Origin of the sequence: Curtobacterium sp. PhB25, assembly GCF_004365375.1 — a bacterium.
Taxonomy (GTDB): Bacteria; Actinomycetota; Actinomycetes; order Actinomycetales; family Microbacteriaceae; genus Curtobacterium.
This window is the reverse complement of the sequence record NZ_SODR01000001.1, coordinates 111733-133651: the sequence shown is the minus strand read 5'-3', so window position 1 is coordinate 133651 and position 21919 is coordinate 111733. Positions and strand designations below refer to the sequence as shown.

The 21919-nt window shown below is 70.3% G+C and carries 18 protein-coding genes; 5 read left to right on the top strand and 13 right to left on the bottom strand.

What is annotated here, in order from left to right; all coding sequences use genetic code 11:
* Positions 1-11: 11 nt before the first annotated feature.
* The 5 genes from EDF51_RS00620 to EDF51_RS00600 form a co-directional block, all read right to left on the bottom strand.
* The gene (locus EDF51_RS00620; RefSeq protein WP_123292460.1) at positions 12-1781 is read right to left on the bottom strand and encodes a penicillin-binding protein 2; all 1770 of its coding nucleotides are present in this window, start codon (positions 1779-1781) and stop codon (positions 12-14) included.
* A 49-nt stretch (positions 1782-1830) separates the two neighbouring features.
* On the bottom strand, positions 1831-2547 hold the full coding sequence (locus tag EDF51_RS00615) for a hypothetical protein (protein ID WP_123292459.1): 717 nt from the start codon (positions 2545-2547) through the stop codon (positions 1831-1833).
* 1 nt (position 2548) lies between these two features.
* Positions 2549-3514, bottom strand: coding sequence for a 16S rRNA (cytosine(1402)-N(4))-methyltransferase RsmH (gene rsmH, locus EDF51_RS00610; RefSeq protein ID WP_134193488.1), 966 nt, complete (start codon positions 3512-3514; stop codon positions 2549-2551).
* A gap of 106 nt (positions 3515-3620) precedes the next feature.
* Entirely contained in the window at positions 3621-4052 is a 432-nt protein-coding gene (gene mraZ / locus EDF51_RS00605) for a division/cell wall cluster transcriptional repressor MraZ (RefSeq protein WP_071254530.1), read from the bottom strand.
* 505 nt (positions 4053-4557) lie between these two features.
* The gene (locus EDF51_RS00600; protein WP_134193486.1) at positions 4558-4962 is read right to left on the bottom strand and encodes a DUF3040 domain-containing protein; all 405 of its coding nucleotides are present in this window, start codon (positions 4960-4962) and stop codon (positions 4558-4560) included.
* A 131-nt stretch (positions 4963-5093) separates the two neighbouring features.
* On the opposite strand from EDF51_RS00600, the gene EDF51_RS00595 reads away from it, so the two are divergent.
* Complete coding sequence (locus tag EDF51_RS00595) at positions 5094-6191, top strand: polyprenyl synthetase family protein (RefSeq protein ID WP_235036036.1); 1098 nt, start codon at positions 5094-5096, stop codon at positions 6189-6191.
* A 70-nt stretch (positions 6192-6261) separates the two neighbouring features.
* On the opposite strand, the gene EDF51_RS00590 is transcribed toward EDF51_RS00595, so the two are convergent.
* Complete coding sequence (locus EDF51_RS00590; protein WP_111085815.1) at positions 6262-6618, bottom strand: Rv2175c family DNA-binding protein; 357 nt, start codon at positions 6616-6618, stop codon at positions 6262-6264.
* A gap of 171 nt (positions 6619-6789) precedes the next feature.
* Here EDF51_RS00590 and EDF51_RS00585 point away from each other — a divergent pair, with 171 nt between their 5' ends.
* Both EDF51_RS00585 and pknB read left to right on the top strand, forming a co-directional pair.
* The gene (locus tag EDF51_RS00585) at positions 6790-8103 is read left to right on the top strand and encodes a LysM peptidoglycan-binding domain-containing protein (protein ID WP_243837051.1); all 1314 of its coding nucleotides are present in this window, start codon (positions 6790-6792) and stop codon (positions 8101-8103) included.
* An 82-nt stretch (positions 8104-8185) separates the two neighbouring features.
* Positions 8186-10252, top strand: coding sequence for a Stk1 family PASTA domain-containing Ser/Thr kinase (gene pknB, locus EDF51_RS00580; RefSeq protein WP_243837050.1), 2067 nt, complete (start codon positions 8186-8188; stop codon positions 10250-10252).
* A 301-nt stretch (positions 10253-10553) separates the two neighbouring features.
* Here pknB and EDF51_RS00575 read toward each other — a convergent pair whose 3' ends face one another.
* The 3 genes from EDF51_RS00575 to EDF51_RS00565 form a co-directional block, all read right to left on the bottom strand.
* Positions 10554-11939, bottom strand: coding sequence for a 3-deoxy-7-phosphoheptulonate synthase class II (locus EDF51_RS00575; protein WP_123340362.1), 1386 nt, complete (start codon positions 11937-11939; stop codon positions 10554-10556).
* Positions 11940-12033: 94 nt separating this feature from the next.
* Positions 12034-12759 carry a lysophospholipid acyltransferase family protein gene (locus EDF51_RS00570; RefSeq protein WP_123292455.1) on the bottom strand — a complete coding sequence of 242 codons (726 nt, stop codon included), beginning with the start codon at positions 12757-12759 and terminating at the stop codon, positions 12034-12036.
* Positions 12760-12820: 61 nt separating this feature from the next.
* Positions 12821-13774 (bottom strand): ROK family glucokinase, encoded by a 954-nt coding sequence (locus EDF51_RS00565; RefSeq protein WP_111085799.1) that lies wholly within the window; start codon positions 13772-13774, stop codon positions 12821-12823.
* Positions 13775-14001: 227 nt separating this feature from the next.
* Between EDF51_RS00565 and EDF51_RS00560 the strand changes: the two genes are divergently transcribed.
* Positions 14002-15792: a long-chain fatty acid--CoA ligase gene (locus tag EDF51_RS00560; RefSeq protein ID WP_134193982.1), complete on the top strand. Its 1791-nt coding sequence runs from the start codon at positions 14002-14004 to the stop codon at positions 15790-15792.
* 125 nt (positions 15793-15917) lie between these two features.
* Here EDF51_RS00560 and EDF51_RS20390 read toward each other — a convergent pair whose 3' ends face one another.
* The 3 genes from EDF51_RS20390 to EDF51_RS00550 all read right to left on the bottom strand — a co-directional run bounded on the left by EDF51_RS20390 (position 15918) and on the right by EDF51_RS00550 (position 20090).
* Entirely contained in the window at positions 15918-16049 is a 132-nt protein-coding gene (locus tag EDF51_RS20390; RefSeq protein WP_260095359.1) for a hypothetical protein, read from the bottom strand.
* 125 nt (positions 16050-16174) lie between these two features.
* Entirely contained in the window at positions 16175-16678 is a 504-nt protein-coding gene (locus EDF51_RS00555; protein WP_123292453.1) for a peptide deformylase, read from the bottom strand.
* Between the two features lies 1 nt (position 16679).
* Positions 16680-20090, bottom strand: a complete 3411-nt coding sequence (locus tag EDF51_RS00550; protein ID WP_134193484.1) for a pyruvate carboxylase — start codon at positions 20088-20090, stop codon at positions 16680-16682.
* 60 nt (positions 20091-20150) lie between these two features.
* On the opposite strand from EDF51_RS00550, the gene EDF51_RS00545 reads away from it, so the two are divergent.
* Positions 20151-20972, top strand: coding sequence for a ParA family protein (locus EDF51_RS00545; protein ID WP_131846268.1), 822 nt, complete (start codon positions 20151-20153; stop codon positions 20970-20972).
* 337 nt (positions 20973-21309) lie between these two features.
* Here the strand turns inward: EDF51_RS00545 and EDF51_RS00540 are convergent, their stop codons facing one another.
* Positions 21310-21870: a MerR family transcriptional regulator gene (locus tag EDF51_RS00540; protein ID WP_111085817.1), complete on the bottom strand. Its 561-nt coding sequence runs from the start codon at positions 21868-21870 to the stop codon at positions 21310-21312.
* Positions 21871-21919: the final 49 nt, after the last annotated feature.

Here is a 21919-nt window from a genome sequence, read left to right as displayed (position 1 = left end):
TTCCTTCTTCCTCACCACGTGGACGGGTAGAGCTTCGCCTCGGACGCGGAGGGGGCTACTCGGTACTTCTCGAGCACCTGGGACATGAGTGTGCGGAACGCCGGAGCCGCTCCGCTCGACCACTTGTTGGTCTGCGGCTTCGTGAACGTCACCGTGACAACATACTGGGGGTCTTCGGCGGGTGCCATTCCGGCCACCGAGGTGATGCGCTGACCGCCGTAGCCCTTCGAGCCCTCGGCCACCTCGGCGGTACCGGTCTTCGCGGCGATGTTGTAGCCCGAGATCGGCTTCATGCCCACGAGCGTGCCGCCCGTGACCACGCTCTGGAGCATGTCGGTGACCTGGGTCGCAGCGTCGGCGGACACGACGCGCTGCTTCTGCACGTCGGGCGCGTCGATCGTCTTGCCGTCCGAGGTGGTGCAGCCCTTGACGAAGTGCAGCGGGATCCGGACACCGTCGTTCGCGATGGTCTGGAACACGCTGGCGACCTGGACCGCGGTCGTCGAGATGCCCTGGCCGAACATCGAGTTGATGTTCGTCTGCTGGTCCCAGTTCGGGCTCGAGCCGTAGTCCATCGACGGCTGGCCCGGGTAGTCGATCGCCGACTCCGGCTCGAACAGTCCGAACTTCTGCATGTAGTCGTACCGCTGCTGCGCGGTGAGGCGCGACCCGAGCTCGGTGATGCCGACGTTCGACGAGTTCTGCAGGATGCCGGTCAGCGTCAGGTTCTCGGTCTCGTGGAACTCGGAGTCGTGGATCGTGCCACCCCAGGGGAAGGTGCGCGAGTAGGGCACGACCGCCTGGTCGGTGGGACTCGACTTGCCCTGGTCGATCAGGGCCGCGGCGATGGCGGCCTTGATCGTCGATCCGGGCTCGTAGCTCGCTGTGAGCGCCCGGGAACCGTATGCCCCCTTGTCGGTGGTGGCGTCCACGTCGTTCGGGTCGACGGTGGGGTAGTCGGCGACCGCGAGCAGCTCACCCGTCTTGACGTTCGTGACCGTGGCCGTCGCGGACTCGGCCTGCAGGGTCTTCGAGGCAGAGGCGATGGTCTGCAACGCCATGTACTGCAGGTCGCTGTCGATCGTCGTGACGAGCGTGCCGCCGTCCTTGGCCTGCTTCTTCGTCACGGTGCTGCCCGGCAGCTGGACGCCGTCCTCACCGCGCTCGTACGTCTCCGAGCCGTTCGTGCCCGCGAGGCACTTGTTGTAGGCGTACTCCAGGCCGGCCTGTGCGCCGTCGGTGCCCATGAAGCCGGTGACGTTGCCCGTGGTCGCACCCGTCGGGTAGACCCGCGACGCCTGCTGCTCCTTGTAGATCCAGGGGATGCCGAGGTCGGTGACCGCCTCGTAGTGCTTCACGTCGAGGCCCTTGACCAGGTAGGCGAAGTCCGACTTCGGGTTCGCGGCGATGTTCTTCCGCATGGTCGCGACGTCGCCACCCGAGGCCTTCGCCAGGGCGGTGAGCGCCGTCGACACGCTGATGTCCTTGACCCGGGTCCCGCCGAGCTTGCCCTTGAACTTCTTGACCAGGCGCGGGGCGGTGGTGATGTTGTACCGGGTGACGCTGTCGGCGAGTTCCGTGCCGTTGCGGTCGACGATCGACCCGCGGGTGCCGTAGATCGTCACCGGGATGCTGCGCTTCTGGGTCGACTGCTCGTTGAGGGCCGAGGCCTGCACGACCTGGATGTCGACGAGGCGGACCACGAAGACACCCACCAGGGCGATCACGGCGATCATCACGATGCTGTAGCGCAGTCGGCGGTTGCGGATCGTCTTCGTCACGCGGTGCGGTCCTTCCCGGATGGTGCTGAGGGTGGTTCAGACCCGCAGGTCACCGGGTGGAGGGCGCCTGGAGCTGGTTCGCGTCGGACTCTACGGAGGACTTCGAGGAACCCCCGTCCGACGCGCTGGCGCCGCTCGTCTTCTCAGACGCGGCGCTGCCGGCCGTGCTGCTCGTCGCGCTGTCGGCGGCGTCATCGGCCTTCGCGTCGGCGCTGCCGGCGGTGCTGGCGCTGCCGGTGGTCGAGCCCGTCTCCTTGCTCGTCGATGTGTCGCCCTGCTTCGCGGCGAGGGGGACGTCGTTCAGCAGGGAGTTCGGCACCTGGTTCTCCGTGCTCGCCGTGGCCGGGTCGGCGACCGCGGGCGTCGGCGTGCCGTACACCCGGCCCGTCTTGGGGTCGAGGTACACCGGCGTGGAGTTGGCGATCATCCCGAGCGACTGCGCGTTGCGGGCCAGGTTCTGCGGCGAGTCGAGCACCCGGAGTTCCTCGGAGAGCGACTGCTGCGTGCGGGAGAGGTTCGTCTGCTCCGTGCCGAGGGCGCTCAGCGTGTAGGCCCCCTGGCTGAGCACCATGCTGATGCCGAGCTGGGCGAGCAGCAGGATGCCGAGCGCGACGACCGCGGTGACGGCGTAGCCGATGCGGGGCCGCGCACGGCGCTGGGCCGCGGTCGGTGTGACCTCGACGAGCTCCGGTCGGCTCTGGCGGTCCGGGCGCGGGGCGCGGGACGGGACGACGGCGGGGTCGACGAGTGCGAGGTTCGTGCTCATGTCACTTCCGGATCCGCTCGGCCGCGCGCAGGCGCACGGGTGTTGCTCGGGGGTTGGCGGCGCGCTCGGCCTCGTCGGCCAGCTCGGCGCCCTTGACGATCAGGGAGAAGGTGGGGGCGTGCTCGGGGAGCTCGACCGGCAGCCCAGCAGGGGCGCTCGACTTCGTGCGCGCCACCAGTGCCCGCTTGACGATGCGGTCCTCGAGCGACTGGTACGACTCCACGACGATGCGACCGCCGACCGCGATGGCGTCGAGCGCCGCCGGGATCGCGCGTTCGAGGACGCTGAGTTCGGCGTTCACCTCGATGCGGAGCGCCTGGAACACGCGTTTCGCGGGGTGGCCCTGGCGCTGGATCGCGACCGGGGTCGCGTCGTGGAGCACCTGCACCAGGTCGCCCGACATCTCGAACGGCACGCTCGCGCGGCGGTCGACGATGGCCCGGGCGTAGCGGCCGGCGAGCTTCTCCTCGCCGTAGCGCTGGAAGATGCGGCGCAGTTCGCCCTCGTCGTAGGTGGCCAGGACGTCGGCGGCGGTTTGCCCCTCGGTCCGGTCCATGCGCATGTCGAGCGGGGCGTCCTGGCTGTACGCGAAGCCGCGCTCGGCCCGGTCGAGCTGCAGCGAGCTGACCCCGAGGTCGAACAGCACGCCGTCGACCTGACGGAAGCCCTCGCCCTCGATCGCGTCGACGATGCCGTCGTACACGGTGTGCACCAGGCGGACGCGGTCGCCGAAGCGGGCCAGGCGCTCCCCCGCGATGCCGAGGGCGTCGGTGTCACGGTCGAGACCGATCAGCGTCAGGTCCGGGAACCGCTCGAGCAGCCCCTCGGAGTGTCCGCCCATGCCGAGCGTGGCGTCGACGACGACCTTGCCCGGTCCCTCGAGCGTCGGCGTGAACAGGTCGACGATGCGCTCGAGCATCACCGGCGTGTGCGGGAAGTGTGGTGTCCCGTTGTCGTTGTCGGCCATGTGCAGCCCCTCGTCTTCCGGGCCGCGGGTCCGGATCCCCATCCATGCGACCTGACATCGGGGAAGTGATGTCAGGGCTTCACGGCTGGGAGTCCCGATCCACGGATCAGAAGATCCCCGGGATCACCTCCTCGTCATTGTCGGCGAACGCCTCTTCGGCTTCGGCGTAGTAGGCCTCCCACGCGGTGGTCGACCAGATCTCGGCACGGTCACCGCTGCCGATGACCGTCAGGTCCCGTTCGAGCCCCGCGTACTCACGGAGGTTCTGCGGGATCGTCACGCGGTTCTGCTTGTCGGGCTGTTCAGCGCTGGCCCCCGAGAGGAACAGGCGCATGTAGTCCCTGGTGCGCTTCGACGTCATCGGTGCGGTCCGGATGCGTTCGTGGAGTTCCTCGAACGTCCGGGCGCTGAAGACCACGACGCAGCGTTCCTGGCCGCGGGTCATCACGAGTCCCCCGGACAGTTCGTCCCGGAACTTGGCGGGGAGGATCACGCGACCCTTCTCGTCGAGCTTCGGGGCATGAGTACCGAGCAGCACGTCGGGCCTCCCCTCCGCTCCACCGGACCGTTGCAAGCCCCACTTTACTCCACTGCCCTCCCCTCGGCCAGGATTCCGCTCCCTTTTCGCCCCGTGGCACCCCTTTTGGGGCCGTTTCGGCAGCACCGAAGCCCGGACAGCGGTGGCGGATGCCCGTCGTGCCGGGGATCTGGGCGGGTGTGGCGGCCGTGGAGGAAAGTGGAGGACTTTCGCAGCCAGTGGAGCGTCCCGTGGCGCGGCGAGGCTCACGGTCGGCTCCACCACGGCCGGCCGCCGGTCAGCGCACGGTCACGACGCGCTGCCGCCGCGACGCCGAGTGGTCACGAAGCGTCGCTCGCGCGGACCACATCCGACAGTTCGTGGCCCCCGGGCAACCACCGCGCGGCATGTCGTGACCACTCGCGCGCACACGAACCTGCCCCGCCCGATCCTGCCCGCCCCGGGAACGCGAAACGGGGCCGACCCGAAGGCCGGCCCCGTCACGAGGGAGGAGTCTGGAGGGCTGCTACTGCCCCTGGTCGTTCCGCTTGTCCCAGCGGTCGTTCATTCGGTCCATGAAGGACCCGCCGCCACCGCCGCCGCCGTTGGCCGGACGAGCCGAACCACCGGACGCCGGAGCACCCGGCCGAGCGGGCTTCGCCTTCGGGGCACGCATGCCCGGGCGCAACGCGAAGAGCACACCGGCGAGCATCACGACGAAGCCGAGGATGCCCAGCAGCGGGGCCTTGATCACGAGACCGACGATCACGATCGCGACGCCGGCGAGTGCACCGAGCACTCCGAGCGTGATGGCTGTGTACGTCGGACGACCCTGTCGACGTGTGACACGCGCCACGAAATCGGAATCGTTCTGGTAGAGGCTGCGCTCCATCTCTTCGAGAAGGCGCTGCTCCTGTTCCGAGAGCGGCATCTTGGTTCCCTCTGTTCCTGGGATCGACGCGGGGTTGAACAACCGGGCTGGAAAACACTCGGTTGAGTGGACCGATTCTATGTCCCAACCGCTCCACTAGGGTAGGGACTGTGGCTGAGAGTACGCGATTAGTGGACCTCGTATCGGCGCGTATCGACCGGGCACTCGACGAGCAGCGTGAACGGCTCCTCGCGATCAGCCCCGATCTCGCCCCGTTCGACCTGTACGCCCGAGATCTGCTGTCCGGCGGCAAGCGCTTCCGGGCGCTGTTCTGCTACTGGGGATGGCAGTCGGTGGCGGGCCGTTCGGGCTCGTTCGACCCGCTGGCGGAGGGCTCCCGTCAGACCACGGCCGAGGCGATCGTCACGGTCGCCGCAGCGCTCGAGGTCTTCCACGCAGCGGCCCTGGTGCACGACGACATCATGGACCGCTCGGACACCCGCCGTGGGCGTCCCGCAGCACACCGCCGGTTCGAGTCCCTCCACCAGGAGTCCGGCTTCGTCGGCGACCGCGGGCAGTACGGCACGAACTCGGCGCTGCTGCTCGGCGACCTGCTGCTGTCCCTCAGCGACTCGGTGTTCGACGAGGGCCTCGCGCTCCTCGACCCGGTGCGCGCCCGCATCGTGCGCCAGGAGTTCCACGCGATGCGCCTCGACGTCACCGCGGGCCAGTACCTCGACGTGCACGAAGAGACCGCCTGGCCCGTCATCGACGAGTCCGAGCACCTGCTCCGCGCCCAGCGCGTCATCGTCTTCAAGTCCGCGAAGTACTCGATCGAGGCACCGCTCGTCATCGGCGCGCTGGTGGCCGGCGCGAGCGACTCGCAGCTCGAGGGCCTCCGCGCCTTCGGGCTCCCCCTCGGCGTCGCCTACCAGCTGCGCGACGACATGCTCGGCGTGTTCGGCGACCCCGAGGTCACCGGCAAGCCCGCCGGCGACGACCTGCGCGAGGGCAAGCGGACCGTGCTCATCGCCTCGGCCCGCAAGGCGCTGGCCAGTGGCCCGCGGCAGCTGCTCGACGAGCTCCTCGGCGACCCCGACCTCGACGAGGAGCAGGTGCAGATGCTCCGGGCCACCCTCACCGAGTCCGGTGCGGTCGCCGCGGTCGAGCGTTCCATCGACCGGCACGTGCAGCGTGCGAAGGCGGCGCTCGACGCGTCGCCGCTGACGCCGTCGGCACGGGAGCAGCTCGCGTCGCTGGCCGACACGGTCAGCCGCCGGTCGTCGTAGACGCACCCCCAGGACAGACGGGAGGCCCGGTGCCAGCTGGCACCGGGCCTCCCGTCCGTCCGGAACGCGTCTAGAGCAGCGACTGGGCCACGCGACGCACCTCGGCCTTGCGACCGGCGCGCAGCGCCGCGATGGGCGAGACGCCCATCGAGTCGTCGACCGTGAGCATCCAGCGGACGGCTTCGTCGTCGGTGAAGCCGTTGTCGCTGAGCACGGTCAGGGTGCCGCGCAGCTCGGGCATGGGCTCGCGGTCCTCGAGGAACTCGCTCGGCACACGCAGGACACCACCGACGCGGGCCGCCAGCAGGGTCTTCTCCTCGAACAGGCGGTGGATCCGGCCGGGGCTGGTGCTGAACAGGTCCACCAGTTCGGGGACGGTCAGCCAGCGCTCGGAGAGGGAGAGGTCGTCGACGGGTGCAGCACTCACACGCCCATGGTGCCAGAGCGGGGCCCCGAGTGAGTACGCAACGTTCGTCACATTCGTCACACGCACCACATCCGGCTCTCTGGTTGACTTGGGAATCACACCATGCCAGCGTTGTGCCACCTGTGAGTGCGCGCATGCACGCGCACGGGACAGTCGAGATCAGGAGAAACCGTGGACAACGCTGCAGACGAAGCCGCCCGGCGCGCACGATCCGCCCGGTTCGCGACCATGCCCATCGTCCTCGCGGGCACGATCGCGGTGACCGCCGGCTTGACCGGCCCGGTCGCCCACGCCGAACCGCGACACGACGACGCGGACTCGAACCACAAGCGTCACGTCGACCAGGACCGCAACGTCGGCAACCGTCCGGTCTTCGGCACCGCGGTCGCACGTCCGTCGCAGACCGTCGTCACGACGGTCGCCGCGACGACGAAGGCAGCCGCCCCCACGACCTACACCGTCCGTCAGGGCGACACGGTCTCGGGCATCGCCGCCCGGTTCGGCCTGTCGGCGCAGGAGGTCCTGGTGCGGAACGGCCTCGGCTGGAACACGATCATCCACCCCGGGCAGACGCTGCACCTGGCGTCGACGCCCGCGGTGACCACGGCGCGCACGACCACGAGCGCCGGATCGACGTCCGGGTCCGGGTCGGGGTCGAGCACCTCGAGCTACCACGTGAAGTCGGGCGACACCGTGTCCGGCATCGCGTCGCGGGTCGGCGTGTCGACCACGGCGCTCCTCAGCGCCAACAAGCTCTCGCAGCGCAGCGTGATCTACCCCGGTCAGACGCTCCGGGTGCCGCACGGCTCGTCCGGAGGCGGCTCGGTGTCCACGGCCGCAGCGTCGTCGGGGTCGTCGGGCTCGTCGGGTTCGTCGAAGTCGAGTGTGAAGATCTCCTCGGGCGACACGATCGGCTCGATCGCTGCGTCCCACCACGTCTCCGTCGCCTCGCTGCTGTCGGCGAACGGCCTGACCTACACGAGCACGATCTACGCGGGCAAGACCCTCGTCATCCCGTCGTCGAGCACTGCTGCGACGACCGCCGCGGCGCCGTCGCGTGCCGCGGTGAGCGCCGCCGTCGGACTGAGTGCCGAGCAGCGCCAGAACGCGGCCACCATCGTCGCCGTCGGCCGCTCCCTCGGGGTGTCCGACCGCGGCATCGTGGTGGCGCTGGCCGCCGCGATGCAGGAGTCGAGCCTGCGCAACCTGCCCCACGGCGACCGCGACTCGGTCGGCCTGTTCCAGCAGCGGCCGAGCCAGGGCTGGGGCAGCGCGGCGAAGCTGCAGGACCCCGCGTACGCGACGAAGCTGTTCTTCGGCGGTCGCAGCAACCCGAACGTCGGCAAGACCCGCGGGCTGCTCGACGTGCCCGGGTGGTCGTCGATGAGCATCACCGACGCCGCCCAGGCCGTGCAGCTCTCCGCCTACCCCAAGGCCTACGCCAACTGGGCGAGCGCGGCCCAGGGCTGGCTGGCGACCCTCTGAGTCTCATCCGGAAGATCGAGATTGGGTCACGACCGGTGCGCCGGTGCGGTGTCGTGCAGTCTCGATTCGTAGAATGCCGCCGATGACCACCAACGCCGCCACGGATCCGATGATCGGTCGCATGATCGATCAGCGGTACCGCGTCCGCTCCCGCATCGCGCGCGGGGGCATGGCGACCGTGTACCTCGCGACCGACGTCCGCCTCGAGCGACGCGTCGCGATCAAGATCATGCACGGGCACCTGGCCGACGACCAGGCCTTCCGTGAGCGCTTCATCCAAGAGGCGCGGTCCGCCGCGCGGCTGTCCCACCCGAACCTGGTCGGCGTCTACGACCAGGGCGCCGAGGACGACACCGCGTACATCGTCATGGAGTACATCCCGGGCATCACGCTGCGGGACCTGCTGCAGGAGCACCACGCCCTGACGCCCGAGCAGGCGACCGACATCCTGCGGGCCGTGCTGGCTGGTCTCGCCTCGGCCCACCGCGCCGGCATCGTGCACCGCGACCTGAAGCCCGAGAACGTCCTGCTCGCCGACGACGGCCGCATCAAGCTCGGCGACTTCGGCCTGGCCCGGGCGACGACGGCGAACACCGCGACCGGGGCCGCCCTGCTCGGCACGATCGCGTACCTCTCCCCCGAGCTCGTCACCCGTGGCGCCGCCGACTCGCGCAGCGACATCTACGCGCTCGGCATCATGCTCTACGAGATGCTCACCGGCGAGCAGCCCTACAAGGGCGAGCAGCCGATGCAGATCGCCTACCAGCACGCGAACGACACGGTGCCCGTCCCGAGTGCCGCGGTGTCCGGCGTCCCGCCCGAGCTCGACGAACTCGTCGCCTGGTCGACCGCCCGCGACCCCGAGGACCGCCCGCGCGATGCCCGCGAGATGCTCGACCACATGGCGGGCAACCAGCAGCGTGCCACGGGCCAGTACCGGACCGCCGTGCTGCGGCCCGAGAACGCGACCGCCATCCTGCCGTCCGGCCGCGGGACCGCTGCCGGTGTCGGTGCTGCTGCCGCTGGTGCCCGTGCTGCTGCCGCCGACGCACCGGCGGCCACCGATGCCACGGCGATCATCGACAGCCCCGACCGCGGGCGTCCCACGACCCGGAACCGCAACACCGGTCCGGGCCCGCGCCGCACGGGCGCGCAGCCCGGGGTGCTCTCGCCCGCGGGACAGCGCCTGGCCGACCTCTCCGCGAAGCGTCGCAAGCGCGGCTGGATCGCGCTGTCGGTCTTCGTCGTGCTCCTGCTCATCGGCGCGGGCTTCGGCTGGTACTTCGGGCCGGGGCCGGGCGGCAACGTGCGCATCCCCGAAGTGACGGGCAAGTCGGTCTCGCAGGCCCGGCAGCTGCTCGAAGCCCAGGGCCTGCACGCGGCGTCGAAGACCGGAACCCGGTTCGACGCCGTCGTCGCGAAGGGACAGGTGTCCATCACCAAGCCGGCCGCGAAGCGCGAGGTGCAGAAGGGCACCTCGGTGCAGCTCGTCGTGTCGAACGGGCCGAAGATGATCGCGCTGCCGACGATCGTCGGGCAGCCGATCTCCACCGTCACCGCCGCGCTCGACGACGACTTCGAGCTGCAGGACAACCGGTACGAGTTCTCGGCCGACGCCGCGAAGGACACCGTCATCGCGGCGACCGGCCGCGCGTCCGGCGGCAAAGCGCTCGACCTGACGTCGGTCAAGGCCTACGGCGAGACCGGCCCGGTCACGCTCACGGTGTCCCTCGGCGCCGTGCCGGACGTCGTGGGCAAGACCGTCGACCAGGCCTCCGCGGAGCTCGACGCGGTCGGCCTCATCCTCGGAGCCCGCACCGAGGAGTTCAGCGAGGACGTCCCCTCCGGGCAGATCGTCTCCGCCGAGGTGCAGGACTCCCCCGCCGTGCGCGGCACCGCGATCGACGTCGTCGTGTCGAAGGGCCCGACGCCGATCACCCTGCCCGAGGACGGCGTCGTCGGCTCGACCATCAACGAGGCCACCGCGACCCTCGAGGGCCTCGGGCTCAAGGTCTCCGTGCCCGACTGCACGAACATCCTGTGCGGGTTCTACGACTGGAAGTCGTCGCTGCCGGTGACCGGCACCGACCCGGGTGCCGGAGCCACGGTGTACCGCGGCGACACGGTCACGCTCTCCTACGACCAGTAGGCGGTCGGGCAGCCCGGCCGGTCCGGTCCGGTCCGCCGAAGCGACACCTGTCCGCACGGTCCCGCCGAAGGTCCCGCGAAAGCGACAGTGTGCCGCCGAACATCGGCGGCACACTGTCGCTTTGGCGGACCGGCGCGGGAAACGCGTCGCGGGGCGCGGGGTGGACGCAACCGGCACGGCGGACGGGAGGCGCGGGGCAGGGCCGCCACGGGCCTCCCGTCCGGCACGCGGAAGCGACAGAACCCCGCGAACGGTTCGCGGGGTTCTGTCGCTCTGGCGGGACTGACCCGACCGCTGCGCGCTACGCGCGCACGTGCGGGTGCGCGCCGAGCTCCTCGGCCACGAGGAACGCGAGCTCGAGCGACTGCATGTGGTTCAGCCGCGGGTCGCACAGCGACTCGTAGCGGGTGGCGAGGGTGGCCTCGTCGATGTGCTCCGACCCGCCGAGGCACTCCGTGACGTCGTCACCGGTGAGCTCGACGTGCATGCCACCCGGGTACGTACCGACCTGGCGGTGCGCCTCGAAGAAGCCGAGGACCTCGTCCACGACGTCGTCGAACCGACGGGTCTTGTAGCCCGTGGGCGTGGTCAGGCCGTTGCCGTGCATCGGGTCGGTGACCCACAGCGGGTTGGCGTCCATGCCCTTGATCGCCTCGAGCAGCTTGGGCAGCTCGTCGCGGATCTTGCCGGCACCCATGCGCGTGATGAACGTCAGGCGGCCGGGCTCGCGGTTCGGGTCGAGCTTGTCGACCAGGGCCTTCATGTCGTCGACGCTCGTGGTCGGGCCGAGCTTCACGCCGATCGGGTTCCGCACCCGCGACAGGAAGTCCACATGGGCACCGTCGAGGTCACGCGTGCGCTCCCCGATCCAGATGAAGTGGCCGGAGGTGTCGTAGGCCAGACCGGACCGCGAGTCGATGCGGGTCATCGGGCGTTCGTAGTCCATGAGCAGACCCTCGTGCGACGCGTAGAACTCGACGTGCTTCAGTGCCTCGAAGTCGGCACCGCAGGCGTCCATGAAGCGGATCGCGCGGTCGATCTCCTTGGCGAGGTGCTCGTAGCGGGCGTTCGCCGGGTTCGACGCGAAGCCCTTGTTCCACGAGTGCACCTGGCGCAGGTCGGCGAAGCCACCCTGCGTGAAGGCGCGGACGAGGTTCAGCGTCGACGCGGCCGTGTGGTACCCCTGCACCAGGCGGCGCGGGTCGGCCGTCCGGCTCTCCGGCGTGAAGTCGTAGCCGTTCACGATGTCGCCGCGGTAGGCGGGCAGCGTGACGTCGCCGCGGGTCTCGAAGTCGCTCGAGCGCGGCTTGGCGAACTGCCCGGCCATGCGGCCCATCTTGATGACGGGCATCGACGCACCGTAGGTCAGGACGACGGCCATCTGCAGGATCGTCTTGACGCGGTCGCGGATGGAGTCGGCGGTCGCGCCGGCGAAGGTCTCGGCGCAGTCACCGCCCTGCAGCAGGAACGCCTTGCCCTGTGCGGCGGCGGCGAGCCGCTCGCGGAGCTTGTCGACCTCGCCCGCGAAGACGAGGGGCGGCAGCGTGGCGATCTCGGCCGAGGCGGCCTCGGCCGCCGCGGCGTCGGGCCACGTGGGCTGCTGCTTGATGGGGAGGGTGCGCCAATAGTCGAGGCCCTCGATGACGTCCGGATCCTGCAGGGCGACGAAGTCGGTCGACTCGAACAAGGGCGTTACCTCGGTGTTCTGTGCGGGCGGCCCGCCTGGCCCGCCGGAAGGCGGCAGAACGGGCGTCCTGGCGGAGTGCCGGGACCATCAGAGCCTAACGTGCGGGCGACGACTTCCGTTCCCGCATGACTGCCTCGCGTGCGGAGCTCGCGCGTTCCTTGACGCTCGTCGCGTAGACGTCGACGTACTCCTGACGGCTCAGCCCCGCGAGCTCGTGCATGACCTCGTCGGTGACGCTGCGCAGGATGAACCGGTCGGTCTCGAATCCCTGGAAGCGCGAGAAGTCGAGCGGCTTGCCGAACACCACGCCGACGCGCTTGATCTTCGGGAAGCGCTGCCCGATCTGCTGCACCTCACGCGTGCCGACCATGGCGACGGGGACGACGAGCACCCGGCCCTCGAGGATCATCCGCGCGATGCCGGTGCGACCGCGGTAGAGCTTGCCGTCGGGGCTGCGGGTTCCCTCCGGGTAGATGCCGAGCTGCTCGCCGCGCGCCAGGACCTGCAGGCCGGTGCGGAGCGAGGCCTCGGACGCCTTGCCGCCGGAGCGGTCGATCGGCAGCTGGCCGATGGCGTTGAAGAACGTCTTCGTCGCCCAGCCCTTGAGCCCCCGCCCGGTGAAGTAGTCGCTCTTCGCCAGGAAGGACAGCCGCCGATCGAGCACGGCCGGCAGGATCACCGAGTCGATGAACGAAATGTGGTTGGACGCGAAGATGACCGGGCCCTTGGCGGGGACGTTCTCACGGCCGACCACCCACGGGCGGAACAGGGTGAGGATGAGCGGGCCGAGCAGGAAGTTCTTCAGCAGCCAGTAGGTCATCGACGACTCCAGGTGGTGGGGTGGGCCTGAGCGACCCTACGCCGTGCGGGCCGGTACGCGGTTACGCCGTGCGGGCGTGGATGCGGGCCAGGTCGGCGGCGCCGACGACTCCGGCGTCGTTCACCAGCTCGGCGATCACGAAGTCCGGCTCGGGGTGGTAGCCACGCGCCGGCAGGTTGTTGAGGTACGCCTGCTTGATCGGGTCGAGCAGCCGGTCCCCCGCGCTGGCGACCCCGCCGCCGAACACGAACAGCTGTGGGTCGAGCACCGCGGACAGCGAGGCGCAGGCCTCACCGAGGTGACGGCCGAGGCGACGGAGCGCCGCGAGGGCACCCGGGTCGTCGGCCAGGATCAGGTCGCCCACGATGTGTCCGTCGAGCTCGCCGCCGTTGGCTTCGCGCGCGTCGGCCAGCGCGGAGCCGATGCCGCCGGCGTCGGCGACGTCGTTCGCCATCCGCTGCAGGGCACGGCCGGAACCGTACTGCTCGATGCAGCCACGCGCGCCGCAGCCGCACGGCAGGCCGTTCGGCACGATGCGCAGGTGGCCGATCTCGCCGCCGGTTCCGAACCCACCGCGGAACAGGCGATCCTCGGTCACGATGGCGCCGCCCACACCGGTGCCGATGGTGAGCATCGTCATGTCGGAGACGAGCCGGCCGGCGCCGAAGCGGAACTCGGCCCACCCGGCGGCGTTGGCGTCGTTGTCGACCGTGATGTGCAGGTCGCCGAGGCGCTGCTGCAGCTTCTGGCGCAGGGGCTCGTTCCGCCACCGGATGTTCGGCGTGTAGTAGACGATCGACTGCGAGGCGTCGATGAAGCCCGGGGCCGCGACGCCGACCGCGCCGACCTCGTGTCCTGAGCTGAGTCGCTCGACCATCGAGACGACGTCGTCGAGCATGGCGTTCGGGTCCGCAGCGTTGGTGGCCACGCGGTCCTCGGCGATGATCTCGCCGAGTTCCGTCACGACCGCTCCCGCGATCTTGGTGCCCCCGATGTCGATTCCGATGGCGTGCACGGTCCAAGAGCCTACCGGTTCACCGCGAACACACGGAACGCCCGGTGACGCGTCCTATGCTGGCTGCGTCGCCTCGCAGGATGAGGCGCCCTCGAATCGAACCGGCAGACAAGGGAGTCACCGTGAACGATCAGCGACCCGAACGCGCCAGTCAGGTCCCGACCGGGAGGCACGCCTCGCGTCGGACGAGCGGCCCCGTCGCTCCTGACCACGGCTCCGCAGCGCGGCTGCTCGGCGACCGCGCCCGGCTGACGCCGTCGCGTCCGATCCTGGCCCAGCGCCACGGCGACACGTGGACGACGATCACCGCCGGCGAGGTGCTCGCACGGGTCCGCGGCATCGCGAAGGGCTTCGTCGCCGCCGGCCTCGAGCCCGGCGCCCACGTCGCGATCCTGTCCCGCACCCGCCTGGAGTGGACCCTCGTCGACTTCGCGGTGTGGACGGCAGGACTGGTCTCCGTCCCCGTCTACGAGACGAGTTCTCCCGACCAGGTCCGGTGGATCCTCTCCGACTCCGAGGCCGTCGCGATCGTCGTCGAGCAGGAGGAGCACGCGCGTCGGGTCGCCTCGATCGCCCCGGACCTGCCGCACCTCGGGCAGCACTGGACGATCGACGGCGGCGGGCTCGACGACCTGACCCGGCTCGGCGAGGACGTCACGGACGACGAACTCGACGCGCGGACGGCGTCGGTGCACGGCCACGACGACGCGACGATCATCTACACCTCCGGTTCGACCGGACGCCCGAAGGGGTGCGTCCTGCGGCACGACAACTTCACCGCGACGGTCGAGAACGCCAGTGTCGCGATGCCCGAGGTCGTCGCGGACGGCGCCTCGACCCTGCTCTTCATCCCGATGGCCCACGTGTTCGCCCGCTTCATCGCGGCGATGTCCGTGTCCGCCGGGGTACTGGTCGGCCACGAGCCGGACACGAAGGACCTCATGCAGGCCGTGTCGTCGTTCAAGCCGTCCTTCCTGCTGGCGGTCCCCCGGGTGTTCGAGAAGATCTACAACGCCTCCGAGCAGAAGGCCGACCTCGGCGGCAAGGGGAAGATCTTCCGGGCCGCTGCGGACACCGCGGTCGCCCACTCCGAGGCCTTGGCCGCCGGTCGGGTCCCGCTCCTGCTCGGCCTGAAGTTCAAGCTGTTCGACAAGCTCGTCTACGCGAAGCTCCGGAACGCCCTCGGTGGCCGCACCGAGTACGCGGTCAGTGGTTCGGCGCCGCTCTCGCCGCGGCTGTCGCACTTCTTCCGGTCGATCGGAGTGCTCATCCTCGAGGGCTACGGGCTCACCGAGACGACTGCGCCCGCCACCGTGAACCGTGCGGCGGACCTGCGCATCGGGACGGTCGGCCCGGCACTCCCCGGGGTCGAGATCCGGATCGCCGACGACCAGGAGATCCTGATCCGCGGCGTCGACGTGTTCGACCGCTACTGGCGGAACGACGAGGCCACCGAGCGGGCGTTCACCGACGACGGCTGGTTCCGGACGGGCGACCTCGGGCGGCTCGACGACGACGGCATCCTGACGGTGACCGGACGCGCCAAGGAACTCATCGTCACCGCGAGCGGCAAGAACGTCGCACCGGCACCGCTCGAGGACGGCGTCCGCGAACACCCGCTCATCGGGCAGGTCGTGGTCGTCGGCGAGGGCAAACCCTTCATCGCCGCCCTCGTCACGCTCGACCGCGAGATGCTCCCGGGGTGGTGCGAGAGCCGCGGGATCACCCCGGCGCTCTCCGCGCACGAGGCCGCGTACGACGAACGCGTGCTCACCGCCGTGCAAGAGGCGATCGACACCGCGAACGGCCGGGTCTCACGAGCCGAGTCGGTCCGGTCGTTCACGATCCTGGACACCGAGCTGACGGAGGGCTCCGGACACCTGACGCCGAAGCTGACGATCAAGCGGTCGGTCATCCTGCACGACTTCGCGGCCGACATCGACCACATCTACTCGGGGTCGAAGGTGCAGACGACCGCGACGCCCGTCATCGAGGAGCGTCGCGCGCGCCGCGGGTAGCGCTCCGCCGTCTCGGCGTACCGGGGCGTTTCGGGCGTACCGGGTCGTTTCTTCCGACCAGGTACGCCCGATTCCGCCAGGTGCGCGCGGGGTGCGTGCGCGCGGCGTGCAGGTGCGCGCGGGGCTCAGGCCTCCGGCGACTGCTCCGTCGCGGGGGCGTCGAGGACGGCGGTCGAACCGGTGGCGACCGTGGTGTCGGCCGGACGACGGTTGGTGCGGGTGCGGTGCGAGCTGAGCTCGTCAGTCTGACTGGTCATGCGGGAGTCCTGGGGGGATGGGATGGTCGTCGGTGGGAGGCCGACGCGGATACGGTACCTCTTCGTCAGGACAAAGCGACAATCCCCCGTGGGGGTGTCATGAGCAGGTGCTCATGACCTGCGGATCAGTGGAACCACTCCTGCGCCCGGATGTCCCGCAGCGCCTGCCGTCGGACCTCTGGTTCGAGCGTCATCACGTAGACGGTGCCGTCCAGGTGGTCGACCTCGTGCTGCAGCGCCTCGGCCATCAGCCCGGTGCCCTCGAGCACCACCTCGGCGCCGTCGACGTCGACGCCACGGACCTTGGCGTACGGGTGCCGTCGGGTCGGGTAGCCGAGCCCCGGGACGGACAGGCACCCTTCCTCCATGAGCTCGGGCTCCCCCGAGACCTCGACGACCTCGGGGTTCAGGACGTAGCCGACCTCGCCGTCGACGTTGTACGAGAACGCGCGGAGTCCGACACCGATCTGCGGCGCGGCCACACCGGCGCGGCCGGGCTCCTTGACGGTGTCGATCAGGTCCTGCACGAGGTCGCGGACCCCGCTCGACCCGAGTGCCGCCGGAGCGATCGGGTCCGCAGGCGAACGGAGGACGGGGTCGCCGAACAGGCGGATGGGACGGACGGTCAATTTACTGCAGCACCACCAGGAGGTCGCCGGCGTCCACCTGCTGGGTCGCCGGGATCGCGAGACGGCCGACGGTGCCCGCCACGGGCGCCGTGATGGCCGCTTCCATCTTCATCGCCTCGATGCTCGCCACGGCCGCTCCGGCCTCGACGACGTCACCGACGGCGACCTTGAGCGTCACCACACCGGAGAACGGCGCAGCGACGTGCTTCGGGTCGGACTTGTCGGCCTGCTCGGCGACCTTCGTCTCGACCTCGATCGACCGGTCGCGAACCGAGACCGGGCGGAGCTGCCCGTTCATCGTGGCCATGACCGTGCGGATGCCCTTGTCGTCGACCTCGCCGATCGCCTCGAGCCCGACGAACAGGTTGACGCCCTTGCCGAGCGGCACGACGTGCTCCTGCCCGGGGCGCAGCCCGTACAGGTAGTCGACGGTCGGTACCACGGACAGGTCGCCGTACTGCTCGCGCACCCGCTCGAACTGGGCCGTGGGCTGCGGGAACAGCAACCGGTTCAACGCCTGCTGGCGCTCGGGCCCCGCGGCGTCGAGGTGCGCGCGCTCGGCGTCCGGCACCGGGGTGATCTCGAGGCGGACGTCGCGCCCCGCCAGGACCTTCGTCCGGAACGGCTCCGGCCAGCCACCCGGCAGGTCACCGAGCTCGCCGGCCATGAACCCGACGACGGAGTCCGGGATGTCGTACTTGTCCGGGTTCTGCTCGAAGTCGGCCGGGTCGGCGTTCACCGCGGCGAGCTGCAGCGCGAGGTCACCGACCACCTTCGACGACGGCGTGACCTTCGTCGGGCGTCCGAGGATCCGGTTCGCCTCGGCGTACCAGTCCTCGACCTGCTCGAACCGGTCGCCCAGGCCGAGCGCGATCGCCTGCTGGCGGAGGTTCGACAGCTGACCACCGGGGATCTCGTGCTTGTAGACCCGACCCGTCGGACCGGGCAGCCCGGACTCGAACGGGGCGTAGGCCCGACGGACCGCCTCCCAGTAGGGCTCGAGGTCGCCGACCGCGTCGAGGGACAGTCCGGTGTCGCGCTCCGTGTGGGCCAGGGCGGCGACCAGCGCGGACATGCTCGGCTGGCTCGTCGTGCCGGCCATCGGCGCCGAGGCGACGTCCACCGCGTCCGCACCGGCACGCGCGGCGGCGAGGAGCGTCGCGAGCTGCCCACCGGCGGTGTCGTGCGTGTGCACGTGCACGGGCTGGTCGAAGCGCTCGCGCAGCGCGCCGACGAGCTTCTCGGCGGCGCCGGCGCGGAGCAGGCCGGCCATGTCCTTGATGCCGATGACGTGCGCGCCGGCCTCGACCATCTGCTCCGCAAGGCGGAGGTAGTAGTCCAACGTGTACAGGTCCTCGGCAGGATCGAGGAGGTCGGCGGTGTAGCAGAGCGCCGCTTCGGCGACGGCCGTGCCGGTCGCGAGCACTGCCTCCAGGGCCGGTCGCAACTGGCTGACGTCGTTGAGCGCGTCAAACACGCGGAAGACGTCGACGCCCGTGGCGGCGGCCTCGGCGACGAACGCGTCCGTCACCTCGGTCGGGTACGGGGTGTACCCGACCGTGTTGCGGCCGCGTAACAGCATCTGGATCGGGATGTTCGGCATCGCCTCGCGCAGCGAGGCCAGGCGCTCCCACGGGTCCTCGCCGAGGAACCGGAGGGCGACGTCGTACGTCGCTCCGCCCCAGGCCTCGACGCTCAGCAGCTGCGGCGTGAGCCGCGCGACGTACGGTGCGACGGCGACGAGGTCCTTCGTGCGGACACGGGTGGCGAGCAGCGACTGGTGCGCGTCGCGCATCGTCGTCTCCGTCACGGCGAGCCGGGTCTGGGCGCGGAGTGCCTTCGCCCACTCGGCCGGACCCTGCGCCAGCAGCACGTCGCGCTGACCCTCGGGCACCGGGGCGCTGAGGTCGAGGGCGGGGAGCTTGGCGCTCGGGTCGGTGACCAGCGGCGACCGGTCACCGTTCGGCTTGTTCACCGTGACGTCGGCCAGCCAGTTCAGGACCTTGGTGCCGCGGTCCTTCGACACGTGGCCGCTGAACAGCTGCGGACGCTCCTCGATGAACTTCGTCGAGACGTCGCCGCGGGCGAAGTCCGGGTCCTCGAGCACGGCCTGCAGGAACGGGATGTTCGTGCTGACGCCGCGGATGCGGAACTCGGCGAGGGCCCGCTTCGCACGGGCGACGGCCGTCGGGAAGTCGCGTCCGCGGCACGTCATCTTGGCGAGCATCGAGTCGAAGTGCGGGCTGATCTGCGCACCGGTGGCGACCGTACCGCCGTCCAGGCGCACGCCAGCGCCACCGGGGCTGCGGTACGTGGTGATGCGGCCGGTGTCCGGCCGGAAGCCCTGCGTGGGGTCCTCGGTCGTGATGCGGGTCTGCAGCGCGGCCCCGTGCACGGAGACGGTGTCCTGCGACAGGCCGAGGTCGGCGAGCGACTCGCCCGAGGCGATCCGCATCTGCGACTGCACCAGGTCGACGTCGGTGACCTCTTCGGTGACGGTGTGCTCGACCTGGATGCGCGGGTTCATCTCGATGAAGACGTGCTGACCCTCGCGCTCGCCCTCGGTGTCGAGCAGGAACTCGACGGTGCCGGCGTTCACGTAGCCGATCGAGCGGGCGAAGGCGACCGCGTCGCGGTGCAGCGCCCGGGCGATGGCGGGGTCGAGGTTCGGCGCCGGGGCGATCTCGACGACCTTCTGGTTGCGGCGCTGCACGGAGCAGTCCCGCTCGAACAGGTGGATCGTCCCCGCTTCGGTACCCGTCGCGTCGGCGAGGATCTGCACCTCGATGTGCCGCGGCCGGATCACCGCCTGCTCGAGGAACATGGTCGGGTCGCCGAACGCACTGTCGGCCTCGCGCATCGCTGCTTCGAGCGCTGCACGGAGTTCGGGCTTGGTCTCGACCCGGCGCATGCCACGGCCGCCACCGCCGGCGACGGCCTTGGCGAACACCGGGAACCCGATGGCGTCGGAGCCGGCGATGAGCTCCTCGATGTCGCGACTCGCCGGCGTGCTCGCGAGGACCGGGACGCCGGCCGCGATCGCGTGCTCCTTCGCGGTCACCTTGTTGCCGGCCATCTCGAGCACGTGTTCGCCCGGACCGATGAAGGTGATCCCGGCTGCGGCGGCCGCGGCGGCGAGCTCCGGGTTCTCGGACAGGAAGCCGTACCCCGGGTAGATCGCGTCGGCGCCCGACTCGCGCGCCACGCGGATGATCTCGGAGACGTCCAGGTACGCCCGGACCGGGTGGCCACGCTCACCGATCAGGTAGGCCTCGTCGGCCTTCAGGCGGTGCAGGGAGTTCCGGTCTTCGTAGGGGTAGACGGCGACGGTGCGCGCCCCCAGTTCGTACGCGGCACGGAATGCGCGGATGGCGATCTCACCACGGTTCGCCACGAGGATCTTGCTGAACACGACGTCCCTTTCAGCCCGGGTTGAGGTGAGACAACCCTAGTGGCGGTAACGTTGCTGATCGTGCATGTACTCAGCGTGAGCTCCCTCAAGGGCGGTGTCGGCAAGACGACGGTGACGCTCGGCCTGACTTCGGCCGCCTTCGCCAAGGGACTGCGCACGCTGGTGGTGGATCTCGACCCGCAGTCCGACGTCTCCACCGGCCTCGACATCAACATCGCCGGACACCTCAACGTGGCCGACGTCCTCGAGAACCCGAAGGAGAAGATCGTCCGTCAAGCGATCGCCCCCTCCGGGTGGACGAAGGGCTCGCAGGGCAAGATCGACGTCATGGTCGGGTCGCCCTCGGCGATCAACTTCGACGGGCCGCACCCCTCCATCCGCGACATCTGGAAGCTCGAAGAGGCCCTGGCCAACGTCGAGCAGGACTACGAGCTCGTGCTCATCGACTGCGCGCCGTCGCTGAACGCCCTCACGCGTACCGCGTGGGCAGCGTCCGACCGCGTCACGGTCGTCACCGAGCCCGGCCTGTTCTCCGTCGCCGCCGCCGACCGCGCGCTCCGTGCCATCGAGGAGATCCGCCGCGGTCTCTCCCCCCGCCTGCAGCCGCTCGGCATCATCGTGAACCGTGCCCGTGTCCAGTCGCTCGAGCACCAGTTCCGCATCAAGGAACTCCGCGACATGTTCGGGCCGCTCGTCCTGTCGCCGCAGCTGCCCGAGCGCACCTCGCTGCAGCAGGCGCAGGGTGCCGCGAAGCCGCTGCACGTGTGGCCCGGAGAGTCTGCGCAGGAGATGGCGAAGAACTTCGACCAGCTGCTCGAGCGCATCATGCGGACCGGCAAGATCGGGCCCTACGCCGACGGTTCGGGTGCAGTAGGCGCGTAGTCGCTGCCGCGCGGGCGCGACGCGCTGCTCACGTCCGCCGAGCGGTCACCAACTGTCGGCCTACCGCCGCGCGGACGACGGTTCGTGACCACTCGACGACGCGCACACGACGGTTCGTGACCACGCGCCGACTGCCAGGAGGCCCGTCTCTGCCCCGGCAGACACGCCCGGCCCCGGCTCGCCCAGCGGTCACAACATCCCGCTCACGTCCGCCGAGCGGTCACCAATTGTCGGCCGACGGCCGCGCGGACGACGGTTCGTGACCACTCGGCGACGCGCACACGACGGCGCGTGACCACTCGGGACGATCCGCGGGACGAGAACCGCGAGAACCTGGTCAGGAAGCGCGGGAAGCGCGGCGCGCGGCGAGCTCGTCGGACGGGTCGGCCGCCGCAGAGGCGTCGAGCTCGACCAGGGAGGTCTCGACCTCGCGCAGGACCTTGCCGACCGCGATGCCGAAGACACCCTGACCGCGGGACACCAGGTCGATGACCTCGTCGTCCGAGGTGCACAGGTAGACCGAGGCTCCGTCGGACATCAGCGTGGTCTGGGCGAGGTCGGACACGCCCGACTCGCGGAGCTGGTTCACGGCGGTGCGGATCTGCTGCAGCGAGATGCCGGTGTCGAGCAGGCGCTTCACGAGCTTGAGCACGAGGATGTCGCGGAACCCGTACAGGCGCTGCGACCCGGAGCCGGCAGCGCCGCGGATGGTGGGCTGCACGAGTTCGGTGCGTGCCCAGTAGTCGAGCTGTCGGTACGAGATGCCGGCTGCACGTGCGGCGACGGTGCCGCGGTAGCCGTTCTGCTCGTCGTGCTCGGGGAGGCCGTCGGTGAAGAGCAGCCCGAGGTCGTACCGCGTCGTGTCCGACTCGGTGCCTGGGGTGTCGTTCCCACTCATGCGCTTGCCTTCCACGACGATCGAGCTCCCACCCGAAGGTTCAACGACG